Consider the following 17,227-nt stretch of genomic DNA (forward strand, 5'->3'; position numbering starts at 1 on the left):
CGTGTGCGTCGGCGTAAAATAGCCAAATTAGCCTTGTAATCACACCTGGAGTAATAAAGATGCAAAAGCAAGCTGAGTTGTATCGCGGCAAAGCGAAGACCGTGTACAGTACGGAAAACCCGGACCTGTTGGTGCTCGAATTCCGTAACGATACGTCAGCAGGGGATGGCGCACGCATTGAACAGTTCGATCGTAAGGGCATGGTGAACAACAAGTTCAACCATTTCATTATGACCAAGTTGCAAGAAGCGGGCATCCCGACCCAGATGGAAGCGCTGCTTTCTGATACCGAATGTCTGGTGAAAAAACTGGATATGGTGCCGGTAGAGTGCGTTATTCGTAACCGTGCGGCAGGCTCGCTGGTGAAACGTCTGGGCATTGAAGAGGGCATTGAACTGAATCCGCCGCTGTTCGATATGTTCCTCAAAAACGATGCGATGCACGACCCGATGGTGAACGAATCCTACTGCGAAACCTTCGGCTGGGTGAACAAAGAAAATCTGGCGCGCATGAAAGAGTTGACCTACAAAGCCAACGATGTGCTGAGCAAACTGTTTGATGACGCAGGTCTGATCCTCGTTGATTTCAAACTCGAATTTGGCCTGTTTAAAGGCGAAGTGGTGCTCGGCGACGAGTTCTCCCCGGACGGCAGCCGCCTGTGGGATAAAGAGACGCTGGATAAAATGGACAAAGATCGTTTCCGTCAGAGCCTTGGCGGCCTGATCGAAGCCTATGAAGCGGTGGCGCACCGTCTTGGCGTAAAACTGGACTGATCTTCAGCCCGCGTTACTTCCGGAGGGTGCCTGCATCCTCTGGATTTCCTCACTTTTTTCCTGTGCTAATCCTTCCTTCTGCGCCTACGATCATATATACACTGAGTCCATCATTGGGATAGTGAGGTAGTTATGCGCTGGCAAGGCCGTCGAGAGAGTGACAACGTAGAAGACCGACGTAACGAGTCGGGTGGGCCGGTGATGCGCGGGCCGGGGTTCCGTTTACCGGGCGGCAAGGGGGGATTACTCCTGCTGTTTGTGGTGATCGTGGCAAGCTATTACGGGGTTGATCTCACCAGTTTACTGACCGGGGAACCGGTTAGCCCTCCAACGCAACAACAGCGCGCGGCGAACCCGCACGAAGATGAGTCCGCGCATTTCACCCGCGTCATTTTCGCTACCACTGAAGAGACCTGGGGCCAGCTGTTTGAAAAAATGGGGCAACATTATCAACAGCCGACGCTGGTGATGTACCGTGGCAGCACCCATACCAGTTGCGGTACCGGGCAATCCATCATGGGGCCGTTTTACTGTCCGGCAGACAGCAAAATTTATATCGATCTCTCTTTTTACGATGAGATGAAAAACAAGCTCGGCGCGGGTGGCGATTTCGCACAGGGTTATGTGATTGCCCATGAAGTCGGTCATCACGTGCAAAAGTTGCTGGGGACTGAGGCCAAAGTGCGCAGTCTGCAACAAAATGCCACGCAACAGCAGGCGAATGCCTTGTCGGTGCGCATGGAGTTGCAGGCCGATTGTTATGCGGGCGTCTGGGGCCACAGCATGGAGCAGCAAGGTGTGCTGGAACCGGGTGATGTGGAAGAGGCACTGAACGCAGCGCAGGCGATTGGTGATGACCGCTTACAGCAGCGCAGCCAGGGTGTCGCGTTCCCGGAGAGCTTTACACATGGCACTTCGGCTCAGCGTTACGCCTGGTTCAAACGCGGAATGGGCAGTGGCGATCCGGCGCAGTGCAATACGTTCAGCGGGCAGTTGTAAGCACTACGTGATGCAACAACTGATTGAGCTGAGCGCCCGGATGGCTCGGGAAGGTATTCGTCGCTTGCTGGTGATTGCCGGTGCGTCTGCGTGGAGTGAAACCCAGGCGACAGAGTTGCGCGACTCGCTTCCCGGCGACTGGCTGTGGGTCGGTGAAAACAGCGACTGGCCACAACACATTAAGCCGCGCGCGTTAACCTCGTTGCTCGGTCGGGAATTTCGCCACGCGGTATTTGACGCCCGCAAGGGTTTTGATGTGGCTGCTTTCGCCGCGCTTGGCGGGACGCTGACGGCAGGTAGCTGGCTGGTGTTACTCACTCCGCCGCTTGAGCTGTGGCCGCAGATGCCGGATGCTGACAGTCTGCGCTGGAGCGACACCGCCGAGCCGATTCCGACCCCGGTTTTTGTTGACCACTTTTGCCGTACACTCCGTGACGATCCACAAACCGTGGTGTGGCAGCAAGCGTCACCTTTCTCTCTTTCAGACTTTCCTCTCCGTCGTGAGTGGCATGCGGCAACTGGCGCGCCCGAGCAAGAGCAGGCACAGATCCTCGAACAACTTCATCGCATGCCGCCAGGTGTCGCAGTGGTCACCGCACCGCGCGGGCGAGGTAAATCGGCGCTGGCGGGGATGCATATTGCCCGCACATCCGAGCCTGTCACGATCACCGCACCCGCGCGCACCGCTACCGAGGTGCTGGCGCACTACGCCGGGGAACGGTTCAACTTTATCGCTCCGGATGCATTGCTCCAGCAGATAACGGCACAAGGCGCGCAGCCTGGCTGGCTGGTGGTGGATGAAGCAGCCGCGATCCCTGGCCCGCTGCTGCATGCGCTGGTTTCCGCTTTCCCTCGCGTACTGCTCACCACCACCGTGCAGGGCTATGAAGGCACCGGGCAGGGCTTCTTGCTGAAGTTCTGCGCCGGGTTTCCGCAGTTACGCCATTACACGCTCTCCACGCCGCTGCGCTGGGCGCTGGGCTGCCCGCTGGAGCAGGCGATTAGCGCCCTGTTGCTGTTTGACGATGAATCTGTCATTAAACCGCCGACAGGTGACATAACCATGCAGCCGCTGTCGGCGCAGGCCTGGCAAGAGACACCGGCGATCCCGGCAGCGATTTATCGTCTGCTGGCGAGCGCCCACTACCGAACATCACCACTCGATCTGCGGCGCATGATGGACGCACCGGGGCAGCATTTCTGGCTGGCCCGCCGGGCAAAAGTGGCGGTTGCCGCGCTCTGGCTGGTGGAAGAGGGCGGGTTAAGCGCCGGGCTGAGCCAGGCGGTGTGGGCGGGTTTTCGTCGCCCGCGCGGTAACCTGGTGGCGCAATCGCTGGCCGCGCACGGCGGCAGCCCGCTGGCGGCGACATTGCGTGGACGGCGCATCAGCCGCATTGCTGTGCATCCTTTTTGCCAGCGCACAGGGATTGGTAGTGCGCTCATCACCCATGCGCGGGCGCAAACAGCGGCGTGTGATTACCTCTCCGTCAGTTTTGGCTACACGCCAGCGCTTTGGCGCTTCTGGCAGCGCTGCGGTTTTTCGCTGGTGCGCCTTGGTAGCCATCGTGAAGCGAGCAGCGGTTGTTTTACCGCCATGGCGATAATCCCGCTGACGGCGGCTGGTGAAGCGCTACTGGTTCGGGAACAGACCCGGCTGGCGCGCGATCTGCCCTGGCTTGCTGACTGGCGTGGGGAAACGTTGTCACTGCCTGTCGTTCCGTCGACTACCCTTAATCAAGAGGACTGGCTGGAGTTGGCCGGTTTTGCTTTCGCGCACCGTCCGCTTTCGGCGGCTTATGGCGCGTTATGCCGTTTACTGGCACACACGCATTTGCCATTGCTGGCATTGCGAGGATGGGTAACCGATGGAGAAAGCGAACAGGCTCTGTGCCAGCGTTTATCGCTGAGCGGGCGTAAAGCACTGCGAGTACGCCAGCGCCAGGAGTGCGAACAGGCGCTCGTACATCTGGACGCCCCTCGCGCGCTAACTCTGAAAACACAGGTGCAGAAACTGCAATTTTTTTAACTAACTCATTCAGTTAAATGGCATGGTCATTATGGCTCCCGGGCGTAAACTGCACTCAACGATTTAAGGAGACAACCATGAAACATGACCATTTCGTTGTGCAAAGTCCGCAATCCCCGGCAAAACAATTACTGCTGTTGTTTCATGGCGTTGGCGATAACCCGGTCTCCATGGGGCAGATTGGTCGCTGGTTTGCACCGCACTTTCCCGATGCGCTGATTGTCAGTATTGGCGGCGTGGAAGCCTGCGGCGCACCACCGGCCCGCCAGTGGTTTTCCGTGGCTGGCGTGACGGAAGAAAATCGTCAGCAACGCATTGATGCTGTGATGCCGCAGTTTATTGACGTTGTACGATACTGGCAGCAGCAAAGCGGTGTGAACGCGCTGGCAACGGCGCTGATTGGCTTTTCGCAAGGGGCGATTATGGCGCTGGAAGGGTTGAAAGCGCAGCCGGATCTCGCCTCGCGCGTGATTGCTTTCAACGGGCGTTATGCCACGCTGCCGCAAGTGGTTTCCACGGCGCAGACCATTCACCTGATTCACGGCGGTGAAGATAGAGTTATCGATCTGGCCTGGGCGGTGAAGGCGCAGGAAGCTGTGCAAACGTTAGGCGGCGATATCACGCTGGATATTGTTGAGAATTTGGGCCACGCCATTGATGATCGCAGTATTGAGCTGGCGCTCAATCATTTACGCTACACCGTACCGAAGCACTACTTTGATGAAGCGTTAAGCGGCGGTAAGCCGAATGATGACGATATTATTGAGTTTTTATGAGCAGACATTCACCCCCCGAAAGGGGGTGAATAATTTGAGACTTACTTTTTCGGCTGATCCTGTTTCGGCCAGTCGTCATCGTCATCCCACTTATCGTTGAAATCACGATGCGGCGGCAGATCCGGTTTGTTAGCGAGGAATTTTTTGTGATCAACCCGGCTAAGGTCTTTGATCACATTAATCAGTACGCCAAGTAAAAACACCAGTACCAGAATCCACCAATATTTTGCCAGCCAATCCATGTCATCCTCCAGCCATCAGGCGATGAGTTGTTCCATAATGCGTTGATACATACGGGCAAGCAGTTGCAAATCCGCCGCGTTCACACATTCGTTGATCTTGTGAATGGTCGCGTTCACCGGCCCGAGCTCAACCACTTGTGCGCCCATACGCGCGATAAAACGGCCATCAGATGTGCCGCCTGTGGTTAACAACTGCGGTTTGATCTCATTATAGTGCTCAATGGCATTGACTACCGCATCCACCAGCTTGCCGCGCCCGGTGAGGAACGGCTGCCCGGAAACCCACCACTCCACGCTGTAGCGCAACTGATGTTTATCCAGCAACGCCTGCACGTGGGCTTTGATCATCTCATCGGTTAGTTCGGTACTAAAGCGGAAGTTGAACTGCACAAACAGATCGCCAGGGATAACGTTGTTGCTGCCAGTGCCAGCTTTGATATTGGCAATTTGCATGCTGGTCGGCGGGAAATATTCGTTGCCGTGATCCCACTGAATCGCCACAAGTTCATTGAGCATTGGCGCGGCGCGATGCACCGGGTTATCCGCCAGATGCGGATAGGCGACATGACCCTGAACGCCGTGAATGGTCAGGTTGCAGGTCATTGAACCGCGGCGGCCATTTTTCACCACATCCCCCACCACTTCCGTGCTGGAAGGCTCACCGACCAGGCAGTAGTCCAGCCGTTCATTACGTGCCATCAACGTTTCGACTACTTTGACGGTGCCGTTTGTCGCGCTGGCCTCTTCGTCAGACGTGATAAGAAACGCCAGACGGCCTTTATGCTGCGGATGCTGTGCGACAAAACGCTCGGCGGCGACGACCATAGCAGCCAGTGAACCTTTCATGTCTGCCGCGCCGCGACCAAACAGCATGCCGTCACGGATAGTCGGTTCAAAAGGCGGGTTGATCCAGCGGTCCGCATCGCCAGCCGGAACCACATCTGTATGGCCAGCGAAGGCCAGCGTTTCGCCTTGTCCGCGCCATGCCCAGAAGTTTTGCGTGTCGCCAAAATCCATCGGCTCAATGGTAAAACCGATAGCGCGCAGACGTTCAATCATTAGCGCCTGGCATCCTGCATCATTGGGGCTCAGAGAAGGGCGACGAATAAGCTGCTGTGTCAGCTCAATAACCGGGCACGACATAAACTACACCTCGTTAATAAACTTCTCATAACTGGATTCATTGAAACCCAGCAGCATAGGCTTACCCGGCGCGCAGAGCAATGGGCGTTTGATAATTGCAGGCATTTCAAGCATCAACGCGATGGCAGCCTCATCATTAGTGATGGTTGCGCGCTGGGCATCATCCAGCTTGCGCCAGGTGGTGCCACGGGTATTTACCAGCGCTTCCCAGCCGAGTTCATCAATAAATGTACGCAGTAAATCTGCATGAATACCGTCTGCGCGGTAATCGTGGAAATGGTATTCCACCTGCTGCGATTCGAGCCAGCGGCGCGCTTTTTTGATGGTGTCGCAGTTTTTGATGCCGTACATGGTGATCATGGTGAATCCTTTTGTCTCATTTTTGGTTATTTGTGCAAGAAATTAGAATAATGGGTTTTAATTTGCCTGTGATTGGTCTGATAAGCAAATGTCAGCGGATATAACCACTCTGTTCCAGTTTGAATAAACTTTCAGGCGTTGCGCATACCATGCCAGTGGTTAAAAAACGGAAACCATATTGTTGATAAAATCCTGTTTTTTCCGGTACGGAATAAATAAAGGTTTTGCCGAACGGTAATAATGTTCTAACAATGTCAGACATCAGCTGTTTTCCATAACCACGCCCCTGCATTTCTGGTGCGACCACAATATCCGCAACATAACTGGCCCACGTCAGATCGCTGATAGCACGCGCCGTGGCGACCAGTTCCCCATTATGGTAACCAAACCAGCAGAAGGTGCTGTTACGCCACGCCTGCTCGACCTGCAGCGGGTCGCGCTGATTGAGACCGCCTGCGGCAATCAGCGTCGTTAACGCCAACCAGTCCACCGCTTCAATTGCTGATTTATCAAACAATGTGATCGTCATTTCATTTAGCCCTAAAGTTTTTATGGAATATTGCCGTTATTCACAGTAAATGACCTGGCATCGGCTCATAGTTATCGCAAGCATTAAAAGTACCCCGCTAATAGCAATTGAAGCAATTGATTAACGTCTCTTCAACATCGTTACGGGTTTAAGTAGAATTGCCAAAATAATAAGAGAGGTAGTTATGATTGAACATGAACTGGGGAACTGGAAAGATTTTATCGAAGGCATGCTTCGTAAATAATTTCCTGATGAACGATTAAGCAGTGACAGCTTGATAAATAACAATGTGAACCAACACATGAAAAAAAGGCGACCAGTAGGTCGCCTTTTTGTTATGCGGAAATTACTGTGCACGCGCTTTCAATGGAAAACGGCGGCGCACCAGCACGAAGAACAGCGGGACAAAGAAAATCGCCAGCACGGTGGCGGAAATCATCCCGCCCATCACACCGGTACCCACTGCATGCTGGCTGCCGGAGCCCGCGCCGGTGCTGGTTGCCATCGGCAGCACACCGAAAACGAACGCCAGCGAGGTCATCAGGATTGGCCGCAAGCGCTGGCGGCAGGCATGCAACGTGGAAACCAGAAGATCTTCACCTTTCGCATTCATATCGTTGGCAAACTCAACGATGAGGATCGCATTCTTCGCCGACAGGCCAATCACCGTCAACAACCCGACCTGGAAGTACACATCGTTCTCCAGCCCGCGCATCCAGGTTGCCAGCAACGCGCCAATCACGCCAAGCGGCACCACCAACATCACCGAGAACGGCACAGACCAGCTTTCATATAGTGCCGCGAGGCACAGGAAAACCACCAACAGGGAAACCGCATATAACGCCGGTGCCTGCGCACCGGAAAGGCGCTCCTGATAAGACATCGCTGTCCACTCCAGACCAAAACCGGTAGGCAACTGGCTAACCAGTTTTTCCATCACATCCATTGCCGTACCGGTACTGACGCCGGGAGCGGATTCGCCGACAATTTCCACCGCAGCATAGCCGTTGTAGCGCTCAAGGCGCGGCGAGCCGGTTTCCCAGCGCGAAGTGGCAAACGCGGAAAACGGCACCATTCCACCGCTGCTATTTCGCACATACCAAAGGTTAATATCGTCCGGCAGCATGCGGTATTTCGCCGCAGCTTGTACGTAGACCTTTTTCACGCGCCCGCGATCCATAAAGTCATTCACGTAGCTGGAGCCCCAGGCAGTTTTCAGCGTGTTGTTAATATCATCAATCGATACGCCCAGCGCCTGCGCTTTGCGCTGATCAATATCGATTTGCAGCTGGGCGCTGTCATCAAGACCGTTATGGCGAACGCGGGTCAGCGCCGGATCTTTCGCCGCCATCTCAATCAGACGATCGCGGGCGGCCATCAGAGCGTCATGGCCTGCACCGGCGTGATCCTGCAATTCCATATCGAAACCGGCCGAACTCCCCATGCCGCTGATAGCGGGCGGGCTGCTGGCGAAAACGCGAGCTTCACTAATGCGGCTAAATGCTTTGGTAGCGCGTTCGATAATGGCAAACGCGCTGCCGCTGTTCGGGTCGCGGGCTTCCCAGTCTTTCAGGCGGATAAACAAACGCGCCACGTTTTGCCCGTTACCGCCGGGGCCGGAGCCGACAGTGGAAAACACCGATTCAACATTCTCTTTTTCGTGGGTGAAGAAATAGTCTTCGACTTTTTGCACCACTTTCAATGTCTGCTGTTGCGTAGCACCGCTCGGTAATTGCACGGACGTGGTAAACATGCCCCTGTCTTCCAGCGGCAGAAACGACGTTGGCAGATGCAGGAACAGCAACACCATGCCGCCAATTAGCAACATATAGAGCAAAATCCAGCGCAGACTGCGGTGCAAAATTTTACCGACGGCGGTTTCATAGCGATCGGCGTTGCGGTTGAAAATGCGGTTAAAGGCACCGAAAAAGCCTTTCTGCCCGTGCAGTTCGCCTTTATGCAGCGGCCGGAGCAACGTGGCGCACAGTGCCGGTGTGAGGATCATCGCCACCAGCACAGAAAGCACCATCGCCGAGACAATGGTGATAGAAAACTGGCGATAAATCGCGCCAGTGGTGCCGCCAAAGAAAGCCATCGGCACAAATACCGCCGACAGCACCATCGCAATCCCCACCAGCGCGCCCTGGATTTGCCCCATCGATTTGCGTGTCGCTTCTCTGGGCGACAGCCCTTCTTCGGTCATGATGCGTTCGACGTTTTCCACCACCACAATGGCATCATCCACCAGCAGACCGATGGCGAGCACCATGGCGAACATGGTCAGAGTGTTAATGCTGTAGCCGAATGCGTAGAGCACTGCGAACGTACCAAGCAGCACGACCGGTACGGCGATAGTGGGAATCAGCGTAGCGCGGAAATTTTGCAGGAACAGGTACATCACCAGAAACACCAGCGCGATAGCTTCGAGCAGGGTTTTCACCACATCGATAATCGAGGCTTTAACAAACGAGGTGGTTTCGTAGGCGACTTTATATTCCAGACCGTGCGGGAAAAACTGCGACAGCTCGTTTAAGCGGTTAATCACCAGCTCTGCCGTGGCCATTTCGTTAGCGCCGGAAGCCAGTTTTACCCCCAGCCCGGAGGCAGCTTTGCCGTTGAAACGGCTCAGGTAGTCATATTTCTCTGCGCCCAGTTCCACCGTCGCCACGTCGCCGAGACGAACTTCTGAACCATCCTGATTCACACGCAGCGTAATATTGCGGAACTGTTCCGGCGTTTGTAAAAGCGACTGCGCATTGATGGTGGCGTTTAACGCCTGGCGATCAACGGACGGCGTTCCGCCAAGTTGCCCGACGGCGATTTGCGCGTTTTGCGACGAAATAGCGCTGGTCACGTCCGAGGCTGTGAGCTGGTAGCTATTGAGCTTTGCAGGGTCGAGCCAGATACGCATGGAATATTGCGAACCGTAGGCGTCGATATCGCCGACGCCGTTTACGCGGCTAATCGGATCCTGAATATTACTTGCCACGTAGTCGGAGATATCTTGCTTATCCATCGAACCGTCGGTGGAGACAAACGCGATGGTTAAAATGTTGGTATCACCGGTTTTACGCACCGTGACGCCTTGGTTTTGCACGGCTTGCGGAAGTTTACGCATTGCCGATTGCAACTGGTTTTGCACCTGCTGTACGGCTTCATCAGGATCGGTGCCGGCGCTGAAATTGAGGGTGACCGTTGCCTGCCCGGTGGCGCTGCTTTGCGAGGACATATACATTAAATTATCGAGGCCGGTCATATTCTGCTCGATAACTTGCGTCACGGTGTTTTCCAGCGTTTGTGCCGATGCGCCAGGGTAGTTAGCGGTAATTCGGACATTCGGCGGGGCTAAATCGGGATATTGTTCGACGGGTAAAGAAATAATGGCAAGTGTCCCCGTAAGACAGATCAGGATCGCCAGCACCCACGCAAAAATGGGGCGATCAATAAAAAAATTCGCCATCAGAAATAAAACCTCATATTGCTGCGCATCGTTATAGTGACATTGCTTGCATCAATGTAGCGGCAATGCAGAAACCAATCGTGTAGAAAAAAAGGAGAAAATGTAAATTATCATGCCCGATTAAGGCATAACTATGCATAACGAGACTTAAGCAAAATTTACTCCTGCCAAAAACCATTTTACTTGAAATTCTTTACACTTATTGACGACCAGCGCGGGTCAGTAACGGAAAACGAAACTGCACCTGGGTGCCGCTGCCCGGTGGGGAGACGATTTCCAGCACACCGCCAAGACGCTCAGCGCGCTCTCGCATGATCGTTAACCCATAATGTCCGGCGGGCTCCAGCGTACTGTTCATACCGATGCCGTTATCACGAATGTAGATCGAATGCAGCCCGTCAGGATCGGTCACACAACTGACGGTGATTTCGCTGGCCTGCGCGTGTTTAATCGCGTTAATTACCGCTTCACGCACAATTTGTAAAACGTTCATTTGCTGTTGCGCGTCCAGCGCCTGTGTGGGTAAACGACAATCCAGATTCAGCTTCGCGCTGGTCTGGCTTTGTAATACATCCAGTGCTTCACGCAGCGCAGCGGGTAGCGAGCTTTGCTGTAAGGAGAGGCGGAATGTGGTGAGCAGCTCACGCAACTGCTGCCAGGCATTGTTCAGACCACGTGAAAAGTCGTCGATAATCAGGTGGGCAGGGGCATTATCTTCTGGCACAGAACGTTTGAGCAGCGCCAGTTGGATACGCAAATAAGAGAGCATTTGCGCCAGCGAATCGTGCAGCTCACGGGCAATGGTCGCGCGTTCTTCCATCAGCATTAATTGCTGGTAATGCTTCTGCGCCTGGTTGATATAGAGCCCGCGCCCAAGAATGGTGGCGATGTTACACATCAGCGGTGCGGAGAGATGCTGCTGGTGGCTTTGCCAGCGCAGCTCGCCCAGCACGTTCTCCTGCATATTTACCGGCAAGCTGTTCACCGGCAGCGTGGGATCGGCCTCACCTTGCTGAATGCGCCAGTTGTCATCGACAACCAGTTCCAGGAAGTAGGCTGACTGATGGTCGTAGACGATTTGCAGCACCTGCTGCAGACAGAGGGCGTCAATCTGGCTGGTATTGAGCGCCTGCGAGCACTGGTACATCACCTCCAGGCGGCTGTTGGCTTCGTGCAGATCGCGGGTTTTTTCCGCCACCGAGGTTTCCAGCGAGCGGTAAAGTTTAAACAGTTGCCCGGACATTCGGTCGAATGTTGAGGCCAGTAACCCCAGTTCGTTATCCAGTTTGTTATCGAGCGGCAGCAAGGAAAAGTGCCCTTGCTGGATACGCTGGCAGGTGGCGACCAGGTTATTAAGCGGTTTGACGACCCGCTGGCGAATACGGCGCAGCGTAAAAAACACCAGCGTGAAAATCCCTACCGCGCCCAGCATCGAAATAGCGACTACCAGCATCATCTTGCGTTCGGCGTAGTGCTGGAGCGCCAGCACGAACAAATCAATTTGCCCGACATAAGCCTGGATATTCTGCTCATACCATTGCTGATCGCCCTGAATCAGATGCTTTTCCATCTGGTGCCAGTTTTCGTGCAATTGCCCATAACGTTCCTGCACTTCTTGTGGAACGTACCAGCGGTTCAACGTTTGTAATACGGGAGAGTTCAGCGTCTGCTGGTAAATCTGGCGGTGGGATTGTAGCTCGGTGGTCTGTTTTTGCAGTTCGTAACCAAGACGGTAGCTCTGCATGCGCAGCGACCCGGCGATATTAATGGCTTCCGCGTCCCGCAGGCTGCTGGCAAGCGTGACGAGCGCTACCCCGGTGGAGAGCAGCGACAGTAAAACAAGAGAGAAAAAGGCTCTGGCCAGGCTTCCTGAAACAGATTTTTTGACTATCACTGCAGCGCTTCCCAATCCTGATGTTACGTACAGGAAACATCGGCCTGAACGTCCATCGAATGAAATAATTTTTCAGAAATCCTGAAATAAATTGATCTGCTACAAGCTCGTGACAAATAGATAACCTTTCTGGGCAATTGAACATTGCCTGTGTCGTGCCGCCCCGGTAAATACAATGCTCATATAAAAAATAGGGTTTATTAAACCAGAAAAGAAGGGTGCCATGAATCGTTTTATTATGGCGAATAGCCAGCAATGTATAGGATGTCGTGCCTGCGAAGTCGCGTGTGTGATGGCGCACAATGACGAGCAACATGTGTTAAGCGCCGGGCATTTTCACCCACGGATCACCGTGATTAAACATCAGCAGCACCGCAGCGCGGTGACCTGCCACCACTGTGAAGCTGCGCCCTGTGCCCGCAGTTGCCCGAATGGCGCAATCAGCCGCATTGATGAGGCGATTCAGGTCAATCAGCAGAAGTGTATTGGCTGTAAATCCTGCGTGGTAGCTTGTCCGTTTGGCACCATGCAGGTGCTGGTCACACCGATTGGCGACGGGCTGGTAAAAGCCACCGCGCACAAATGTGATCTCTGCCAGGGCCGAGCGGAAGGCCCGGCTTGCGCGCAGAATTGCCCGGCCGATGCGCTGCAACTGGTGAACAGTGATGCGCTGGCGGGACTTGCGAAATCCCGCCGCCTGCGCACGGCCAGCCATGAGGCGCAGCCGTGGCACAGTGTCGCGGCACTGACTCCCGCTTTTAACGACCGTAAAGTGCGGCAGATGCGTAAAACGCCGCCGCGCGGTGAGCCAGATAAACTGCCGCTGGCGGCGCGTAAAAGCGGCTTTGATGAGATTTACCTGCCATTTCGCGCCGATCAGGCCAATCGTGAAGCTGAGCGCTGCCTGAAGTGCGGCGATCACAGTATTTGCGAATGGACTTGCCCGCTGCATAACCATATCCCTCAATGGATTGAGCGGGTGAAAGAGGGCGATATTGCGGCGGCGGTCGAACTTTCGCATCAAACCAACTGCTTGCCGGAGATCACCGGTCGCGTCTGCCCGCAAGATCGGTTGTGCGAAGGGGCATGTACGGTGCGCGATGAGTATGGTGCGGTCACTATCGGCAATATTGAGCGCTATATCTCCGATCAGGCACTGGCGCAGGGCTGGCGGCCTGATTTGCAGCAGGTTGCGGCAGTCGATAAACGCATCGCGATCATCGGTGCTGGTCCGGCGGGCCTGGCCTGTGCGGACGTGCTCGCTCGCCACGGCGTGAGCGCCACCGTGTTCGATCGTCACCCGGAAATCGGCGGTTTGCTCACTTTCGGCATTCCCGCTTTTAAACTGGATAAATCACTGCTGGCGCGTCGTCGTGAAATTTTCAGCGCGATGGGCATCCGCTTTGAACTCAATTGTGAAATCGGTAAAGACATCGCGCTGGATACGCTGCTCAGCGATTATGACGCGGTGTTTGTGGGCGTTGGTACTTACCGTTCAATGAAAGCCGGTTTGCCAAATGAAGATGCGCCGGGCGTTTACGATGCGCTGCCGTTCCTGATTGCTAACACCCGCCAGTTAATGGGGTTGCCGGACAGCGCCGACGAGCCGTTTATCAACACCGAGGGGCGCAATGTCGTGGTGCTCGGCGGCGGCGATACGGCAATGGACTGTGTGCGTACCGCACTGCGCCATGGCGCGAGCAAAGTGACTTGTGCCTACCGTCGCGACGAAGCCAATATGCCCGGCTCGAAGAAAGAGGTGAAAAACGCGCGGGATGAAGGGGCTGATTTTGAGTTCAACGTCCAGCCGGTGAATCTTGAGCTGGATAAGAACGGTAAAGTTTGCGGTATTCGCCTGCTACGCACCCAGCTTGGCGAGCCGGATGCCAAAGGTCGCCGCCGTCCGGTGCCGATTGAAGGCAGTGAATTTATTATGCCTGCCGATGCGGTGATCATGGCGTTTGGTTTCAACCCGCATTCGATGCCATGGCTGGAGCGCCACGGTGTGCGCGTTGATGACTGGGGGCGAATTGACGCCAGTGTCGAAAGCCAATTCCGTTACCAGACCAGTAATCCGAAAATTTTTGCCGGGGGCGATGCGGTGCGCGGTGCCGATCTGGTGGTGACCGCGATGGCGGAGGGGCGCCACGCCGCGAAGGGCATGATGGACTGGTTAGGCGTCAAAACGCCTGGGCAACATTAAGTCGTTTGCCATAAAACAGGCTTCACGGCGTTACACTTCGCGGCGTAGTATTACGCAAAGTTGCTAGCGCTCTGGAGCCTGTATGTCGCTGAAAATTGAAGTTATCAAAGATAAAATCCTCTCTGAAAATTACTTTGTCCTGCGCAATATCACCTACGATTTGACCCGTCAGGACGGTGAAGTGGTGCGTCATAAACGCGAAGTCTACGACCGGGGCAATGGCGCGACTATCCTGCTTTATAACCGTGAAAAACAGAGCGTGCTGCTGATCCGCCAGTTCCGGATCGCCACCTGGGTGAATGGCAACGTGGATGGCCGCTTGATTGAAGCGTGCGCCGGGCTGCTGGATGACGATGAGCCGGAAGTGTGCATTCGTAAAGAAGCCATTGAGGAAACCGGATACCAGGTTGGCGAGGTGCGCAAAGTGTTTGAGTTGTACATGTCGCCGGGCGGGGTAACAGAAATTGTCCACTTCTTTATTGCGGAATATAACGACGCGCAGCGCGCTAATAATGGCGGTGGGGTGGAAGATGAAGATATCGAAGTGCTGGAATTGCCCTTCCAGCAAGCTTTAGCGATGGTGGCAAACGGTGAGATCCGTGATGGCAAAGCGGTGATTTTACTGCAATATTTGCAAACATCTGGCCTAATGGACTGAAATTTATAAGGTTATCAGCTTCAGTTTCAGATGAAGCTATCCGACAAATCCGATTGAGCAAGCCAACCGGGAAATAGAATATACGCAGGTTCTGCGTCTATTCTTCCGGGGTTGTGCCATCCATGCGTTACCGCAGCGTTTTGACTTTGCTCTTCGGTCTTCTGACCGCACCGGTGCTGTGTGCTGCGCCCGCGCAACAAACCTTTTCCGACTGGCAAGTCACCTGTAATAACCAGAATTTTTGCGTGGCGCGCAATATTGGTGAGCATCAGGGGCTGGTCATGACGCTGGAGCGCAGCGCCGGCGCACGCACCGATGCCACGCTGCGTATCGATTATGGCGGCATCGACGCACCGATTACCAAAGAACCGCCGATTGCCGGGCGCTTATTATTTGACGGTCAGCCGCTGGCGCTGGCGAGTGAGCGCTGGCAAATCACCCCGTGGCATCTGGTGACGGATAATACCGATGCCATCACTTCGTTTTTAAAAAACATTCAGGAAGGCCAGTCGCTTACCTTGCAAGGCAGCAAGGGCGAGATTTCTCTGGTGGGGTTGAAAGCTGCACTGTTGTTTATTGATGCGCTGCAAAAACGCGTCGGCAGCGAAACGGCATGGATTAAAAAGGGCGATAGCCCGTCGTTAAGCGTTCCGCCCGCGCCCGCGTTGAAAAAGGTGGCGGTGGCCAACGTTGCGCCAAGCCCGCTGACGCACCAGGAACTGAACGATTTGCTGGATTACGGCACCTGGCGAATGAACAGCAGCCAGTGTTCACTGGATCCCATGCGTCGTCAGGTGCGCGTGAGTGCGCTGACTGATGATAACGCGCTGCTGTTGATCGACTGTGAAGCGGGTGCGTATAACATGGTCGAACGCGCGTGGCTGGTGTCGAGGCAAAAACCGTTTGCTGCGCGGCTGGTACGCCTGTTGCTGCCTTTCACGCCGGATAACGGTAACGATGAAATGGAGCTGATGAACGCGGCGTTTGATGAGAAAACCCGCGAGCTTACGACGCTCTCCAAAGGGCGCAGCCTGGCGGATTGCGGCGTGTCGAGTCGCTGGCGTTTTGATGGTCAGCGTTTTCGCCTGGTGCGTTACGCCCAGGAGCCCTCCTGCGATAGCTGGCACGGTCCCGATGCGTGGCCAACGCTATGGGTGACGCGCTAACCCTTCGCTGACATAATCCTTCTCGGATATTTTTATCGGGAAGGGAATAATGAAACGCTTTTACCCACAATGGCTTGCGGCCTGCGTACTCTTTTTGGTCGTTCTGCCTGCGCAGGCTGAACTGACCTCAGCGGATAAACAGAATATCACCCAGCTTGTCGATGTCTGGAATAGCCATCTGAATGGCAAGGCCCCGGCAACCGGCAGCGATCTCTATGCGGCTCAGGTCGAATGGTTTGGCCAGCGCCTTGAGCGCGACGAGATACTGCGCCGTCAGCAAGCGTTCACCTCTCACTCACCGCACTATGCGCAACGAATTATCACCACGCTTGATATCGCTGAAGATGAAGCGGGTCAGGTTCAGGTCGAGTTTGTCAAACAAGCCGGGCTTGATGCAAAACAGGTAAAAAACTACCCGGCGCAGCTTACCTTCAACAAACAACCCGAGGGTTGGCGCATTAGCGGCGAAACCGATTTACTCACTCGCCTGAATCAAAAAGAGGCGTCGGTACAGGGGCTTTTGACCAAAGGCAAGTTTGGCGGCATCACTAAAGAGGCGGTGTGGGTGAACGCGCGCGACCCCAAAACCGGCGGCAGTTGCGATGAAGAGGGCGACTGTGAATGTAAGCTCTGGAGCAGCAACCCGGCTGTAAAACCCGCGGTGGTGCCGCAGTGCATTGGTGGTGGAGTGGAAACGCTGTCGCAACTCGATGATAGCGGGCGCGATCGGGTCGTTGTTTTCCCGCAGTGGTGGACGAGCGCCTGGCGTGTGGTTTATGTCTTTGATATCCAACAAGGACAATGGACCAAAGCGCTGCAGTCGTTTCCCATTAACATCAATATTCAGGAAGACGATGACGCCGCAACGCTGGTGAAACGTGATACGCAGCACAACGGCAATGTGCTGGTGAAAAAAGCGCTGTGGGATGAAAAGCAAGAAGATATCGTGACGCCGCAGGAGAGCGAGCCGTTGCTGGTGGTGAAATAAAAATGGCGCG

The 17,227-nt window shown here is 54.8% G+C and carries 15 protein-coding genes; 9 read left to right on the top strand and 6 right to left on the bottom strand.

Annotation, left to right across the window (positions count from 1 at the left end; translation table 11 throughout):
• Positions 1-59: 59 nt before the first annotated feature.
• From purC to ypfH, 4 genes are all read left to right on the top strand, one after another.
• The gene (gene purC, locus ACFX4O_RS16920) at positions 60-773 is read left to right on the top strand and encodes a phosphoribosylaminoimidazolesuccinocarboxamide synthase (RefSeq protein WP_017458944.1); all 714 of its coding nucleotides are present in this window, start codon (positions 60-62) and stop codon (positions 771-773) included.
• Positions 774-905: 132 nt separating this feature from the next.
• On the top strand, positions 906-1,772 hold the full coding sequence (locus ACFX4O_RS16925) for a neutral zinc metallopeptidase (RefSeq protein ID WP_380209971.1): 867 nt from the start codon (positions 906-908) through the stop codon (positions 1,770-1,772).
• A gap of 10 nt (positions 1,773-1,782) precedes the next feature.
• Positions 1,783-3,798, top strand: coding sequence for a tRNA(Met) cytidine acetyltransferase TmcA (locus ACFX4O_RS16930; protein ID WP_380210074.1), 2,016 nt, complete (start codon positions 1,783-1,785; stop codon positions 3,796-3,798).
• Positions 3,799-3,875: 77 nt separating this feature from the next.
• Entirely contained in the window at positions 3,876-4,574 is a 699-nt protein-coding gene (gene ypfH, locus ACFX4O_RS16935; protein ID WP_380209973.1) for an esterase, read from the top strand.
• 41 nt (positions 4,575-4,615) lie between these two features.
• Here ypfH and ACFX4O_RS16940 read toward each other — a convergent pair whose 3' ends face one another.
• From ACFX4O_RS16940 to ACFX4O_RS16955, 4 genes are all read right to left on the bottom strand, one after another.
• Positions 4,616-4,816: a YpfN family protein gene (locus ACFX4O_RS16940; protein ID WP_017458940.1), complete on the bottom strand. Its 201-nt coding sequence runs from the start codon at positions 4,814-4,816 to the stop codon at positions 4,616-4,618.
• 15 nt (positions 4,817-4,831) lie between these two features.
• Positions 4,832-5,959 carry a succinyl-diaminopimelate desuccinylase gene (gene dapE / locus ACFX4O_RS16945; protein ID WP_131406569.1) on the bottom strand — a complete coding sequence of 376 codons (1,128 nt, stop codon included), beginning with the start codon at positions 5,957-5,959 and terminating at the stop codon, positions 4,832-4,834.
• A 3-nt stretch (positions 5,960-5,962) separates the two neighbouring features.
• A complete protein-coding gene (locus ACFX4O_RS16950) occupies positions 5,963-6,319 on the bottom strand; it encodes an ArsC family reductase (protein WP_380209976.1) in 357 nt (118 codons plus the stop codon).
• 91 nt (positions 6,320-6,410) lie between these two features.
• The gene (locus ACFX4O_RS16955) at positions 6,411-6,848 is read right to left on the bottom strand and encodes a GNAT family N-acetyltransferase (protein ID WP_380209978.1); all 438 of its coding nucleotides are present in this window, start codon (positions 6,846-6,848) and stop codon (positions 6,411-6,413) included.
• A 184-nt stretch (positions 6,849-7,032) separates the two neighbouring features.
• Between ACFX4O_RS16955 and ypfM the strand changes: the two genes are divergently transcribed.
• Complete coding sequence (ypfM, locus tag ACFX4O_RS16960; protein ID WP_100181659.1) at positions 7,033-7,092, top strand: protein YpfM; 60 nt, start codon at positions 7,033-7,035, stop codon at positions 7,090-7,092.
• A gap of 102 nt (positions 7,093-7,194) precedes the next feature.
• Here ypfM and acrD read toward each other — a convergent pair whose 3' ends face one another.
• Both acrD and narQ read right to left on the bottom strand, forming a co-directional pair.
• Positions 7,195-10,308, bottom strand: coding sequence for a multidrug efflux RND transporter permease AcrD (acrD, locus tag ACFX4O_RS16965; RefSeq protein ID WP_380209979.1), 3,114 nt, complete (start codon positions 10,306-10,308; stop codon positions 7,195-7,197).
• A gap of 199 nt (positions 10,309-10,507) precedes the next feature.
• On the bottom strand, positions 10,508-12,202 hold the full coding sequence (narQ, locus tag ACFX4O_RS16970; RefSeq protein WP_380209981.1) for a nitrate/nitrite two-component system sensor histidine kinase NarQ: 1,695 nt from the start codon (positions 12,200-12,202) through the stop codon (positions 10,508-10,510).
• Between the two features lie 223 nt (positions 12,203-12,425).
• Here narQ and aegA point away from each other — a divergent pair, with 223 nt between their 5' ends.
• From aegA to ACFX4O_RS16990, 4 genes are all read left to right on the top strand, one after another.
• Positions 12,426-14,405: a formate-dependent uric acid utilization protein AegA gene (gene aegA, locus ACFX4O_RS16975; protein WP_380209983.1), complete on the top strand. Its 1,980-nt coding sequence runs from the start codon at positions 12,426-12,428 to the stop codon at positions 14,403-14,405.
• Between the two features lie 82 nt (positions 14,406-14,487).
• The gene (gene nudK, locus ACFX4O_RS16980) at positions 14,488-15,063 is read left to right on the top strand and encodes a GDP-mannose pyrophosphatase NudK (protein ID WP_131406581.1); all 576 of its coding nucleotides are present in this window, start codon (positions 14,488-14,490) and stop codon (positions 15,061-15,063) included.
• A gap of 122 nt (positions 15,064-15,185) precedes the next feature.
• On the top strand, positions 15,186-16,229 hold the full coding sequence (locus tag ACFX4O_RS16985; protein WP_380209985.1) for a DUF1176 domain-containing protein: 1,044 nt from the start codon (positions 15,186-15,188) through the stop codon (positions 16,227-16,229).
• 49 nt (positions 16,230-16,278) lie between these two features.
• The gene (locus ACFX4O_RS16990) at positions 16,279-17,217 is read left to right on the top strand and encodes a hypothetical protein (RefSeq protein ID WP_380209987.1); all 939 of its coding nucleotides are present in this window, start codon (positions 16,279-16,281) and stop codon (positions 17,215-17,217) included.
• Positions 17,218-17,227: the final 10 nt, after the last annotated feature.

Origin of the sequence: Kosakonia sp. YIM B13571 (genome assembly GCF_042788095.1) — a bacterium.
Taxonomy (GTDB): Bacteria; Pseudomonadota; Gammaproteobacteria; order Enterobacterales; family Enterobacteriaceae; genus Kosakonia; species Kosakonia quasisacchari.

Excerpts from the sequence above, each read along its gene's own strand:
- aegA (WP_380209983.1), top strand. The coding sequence starts at position 12,426 with ATGAATCGTTTTATTATGGCGAATAGCCAGCAATGTATAGGATGTCGT.
- ACFX4O_RS16925 (WP_380209971.1), top strand. The coding sequence starts at position 906 with ATGCGCTGGCAAGGCCGTCGAGAGAGTGACAACGTAGAAGACCGACGT.
- ypfH (WP_380209973.1), top strand. The coding sequence starts at position 3,876 with ATGAAACATGACCATTTCGTTGTGCAAAGTCCGCAATCCCCGGCAAAA.
- ACFX4O_RS16930 (WP_380210074.1), top strand. The coding sequence starts at position 1,783 with ATGCAACAACTGATTGAGCTGAGCGCCCGGATGGCTCGGGAAGGTATT.
- dapE (WP_131406569.1), bottom strand. The coding sequence starts at position 5,959 with ATGTCGTGCCCGGTTATTGAGCTGACACAGCAGCTTATTCGTCGCCCT.
- acrD (WP_380209979.1), bottom strand. The coding sequence starts at position 10,308 with ATGGCGAATTTTTTTATTGATCGCCCCATTTTTGCGTGGGTGCTGGCG.
- ACFX4O_RS16950 (WP_380209976.1), bottom strand. The coding sequence starts at position 6,319 with ATGATCACCATGTACGGCATCAAAAACTGCGACACCATCAAAAAAGCG.
- ACFX4O_RS16940 (WP_017458940.1), bottom strand. The coding sequence starts at position 4,816 with ATGGATTGGCTGGCAAAATATTGGTGGATTCTGGTACTGGTGTTTTTA.
- ACFX4O_RS16955 (WP_380209978.1), bottom strand. The coding sequence starts at position 6,848 with ATGACGATCACATTGTTTGATAAATCAGCAATTGAAGCGGTGGACTGG.
- ACFX4O_RS16985 (WP_380209985.1), top strand. The coding sequence starts at position 15,186 with ATGCGTTACCGCAGCGTTTTGACTTTGCTCTTCGGTCTTCTGACCGCA.
- nudK (WP_131406581.1), top strand. The coding sequence starts at position 14,488 with ATGTCGCTGAAAATTGAAGTTATCAAAGATAAAATCCTCTCTGAAAAT.
- purC (WP_017458944.1), top strand. The coding sequence starts at position 60 with ATGCAAAAGCAAGCTGAGTTGTATCGCGGCAAAGCGAAGACCGTGTAC.
- ACFX4O_RS16990 (WP_380209987.1), top strand. The coding sequence starts at position 16,279 with ATGAAACGCTTTTACCCACAATGGCTTGCGGCCTGCGTACTCTTTTTG.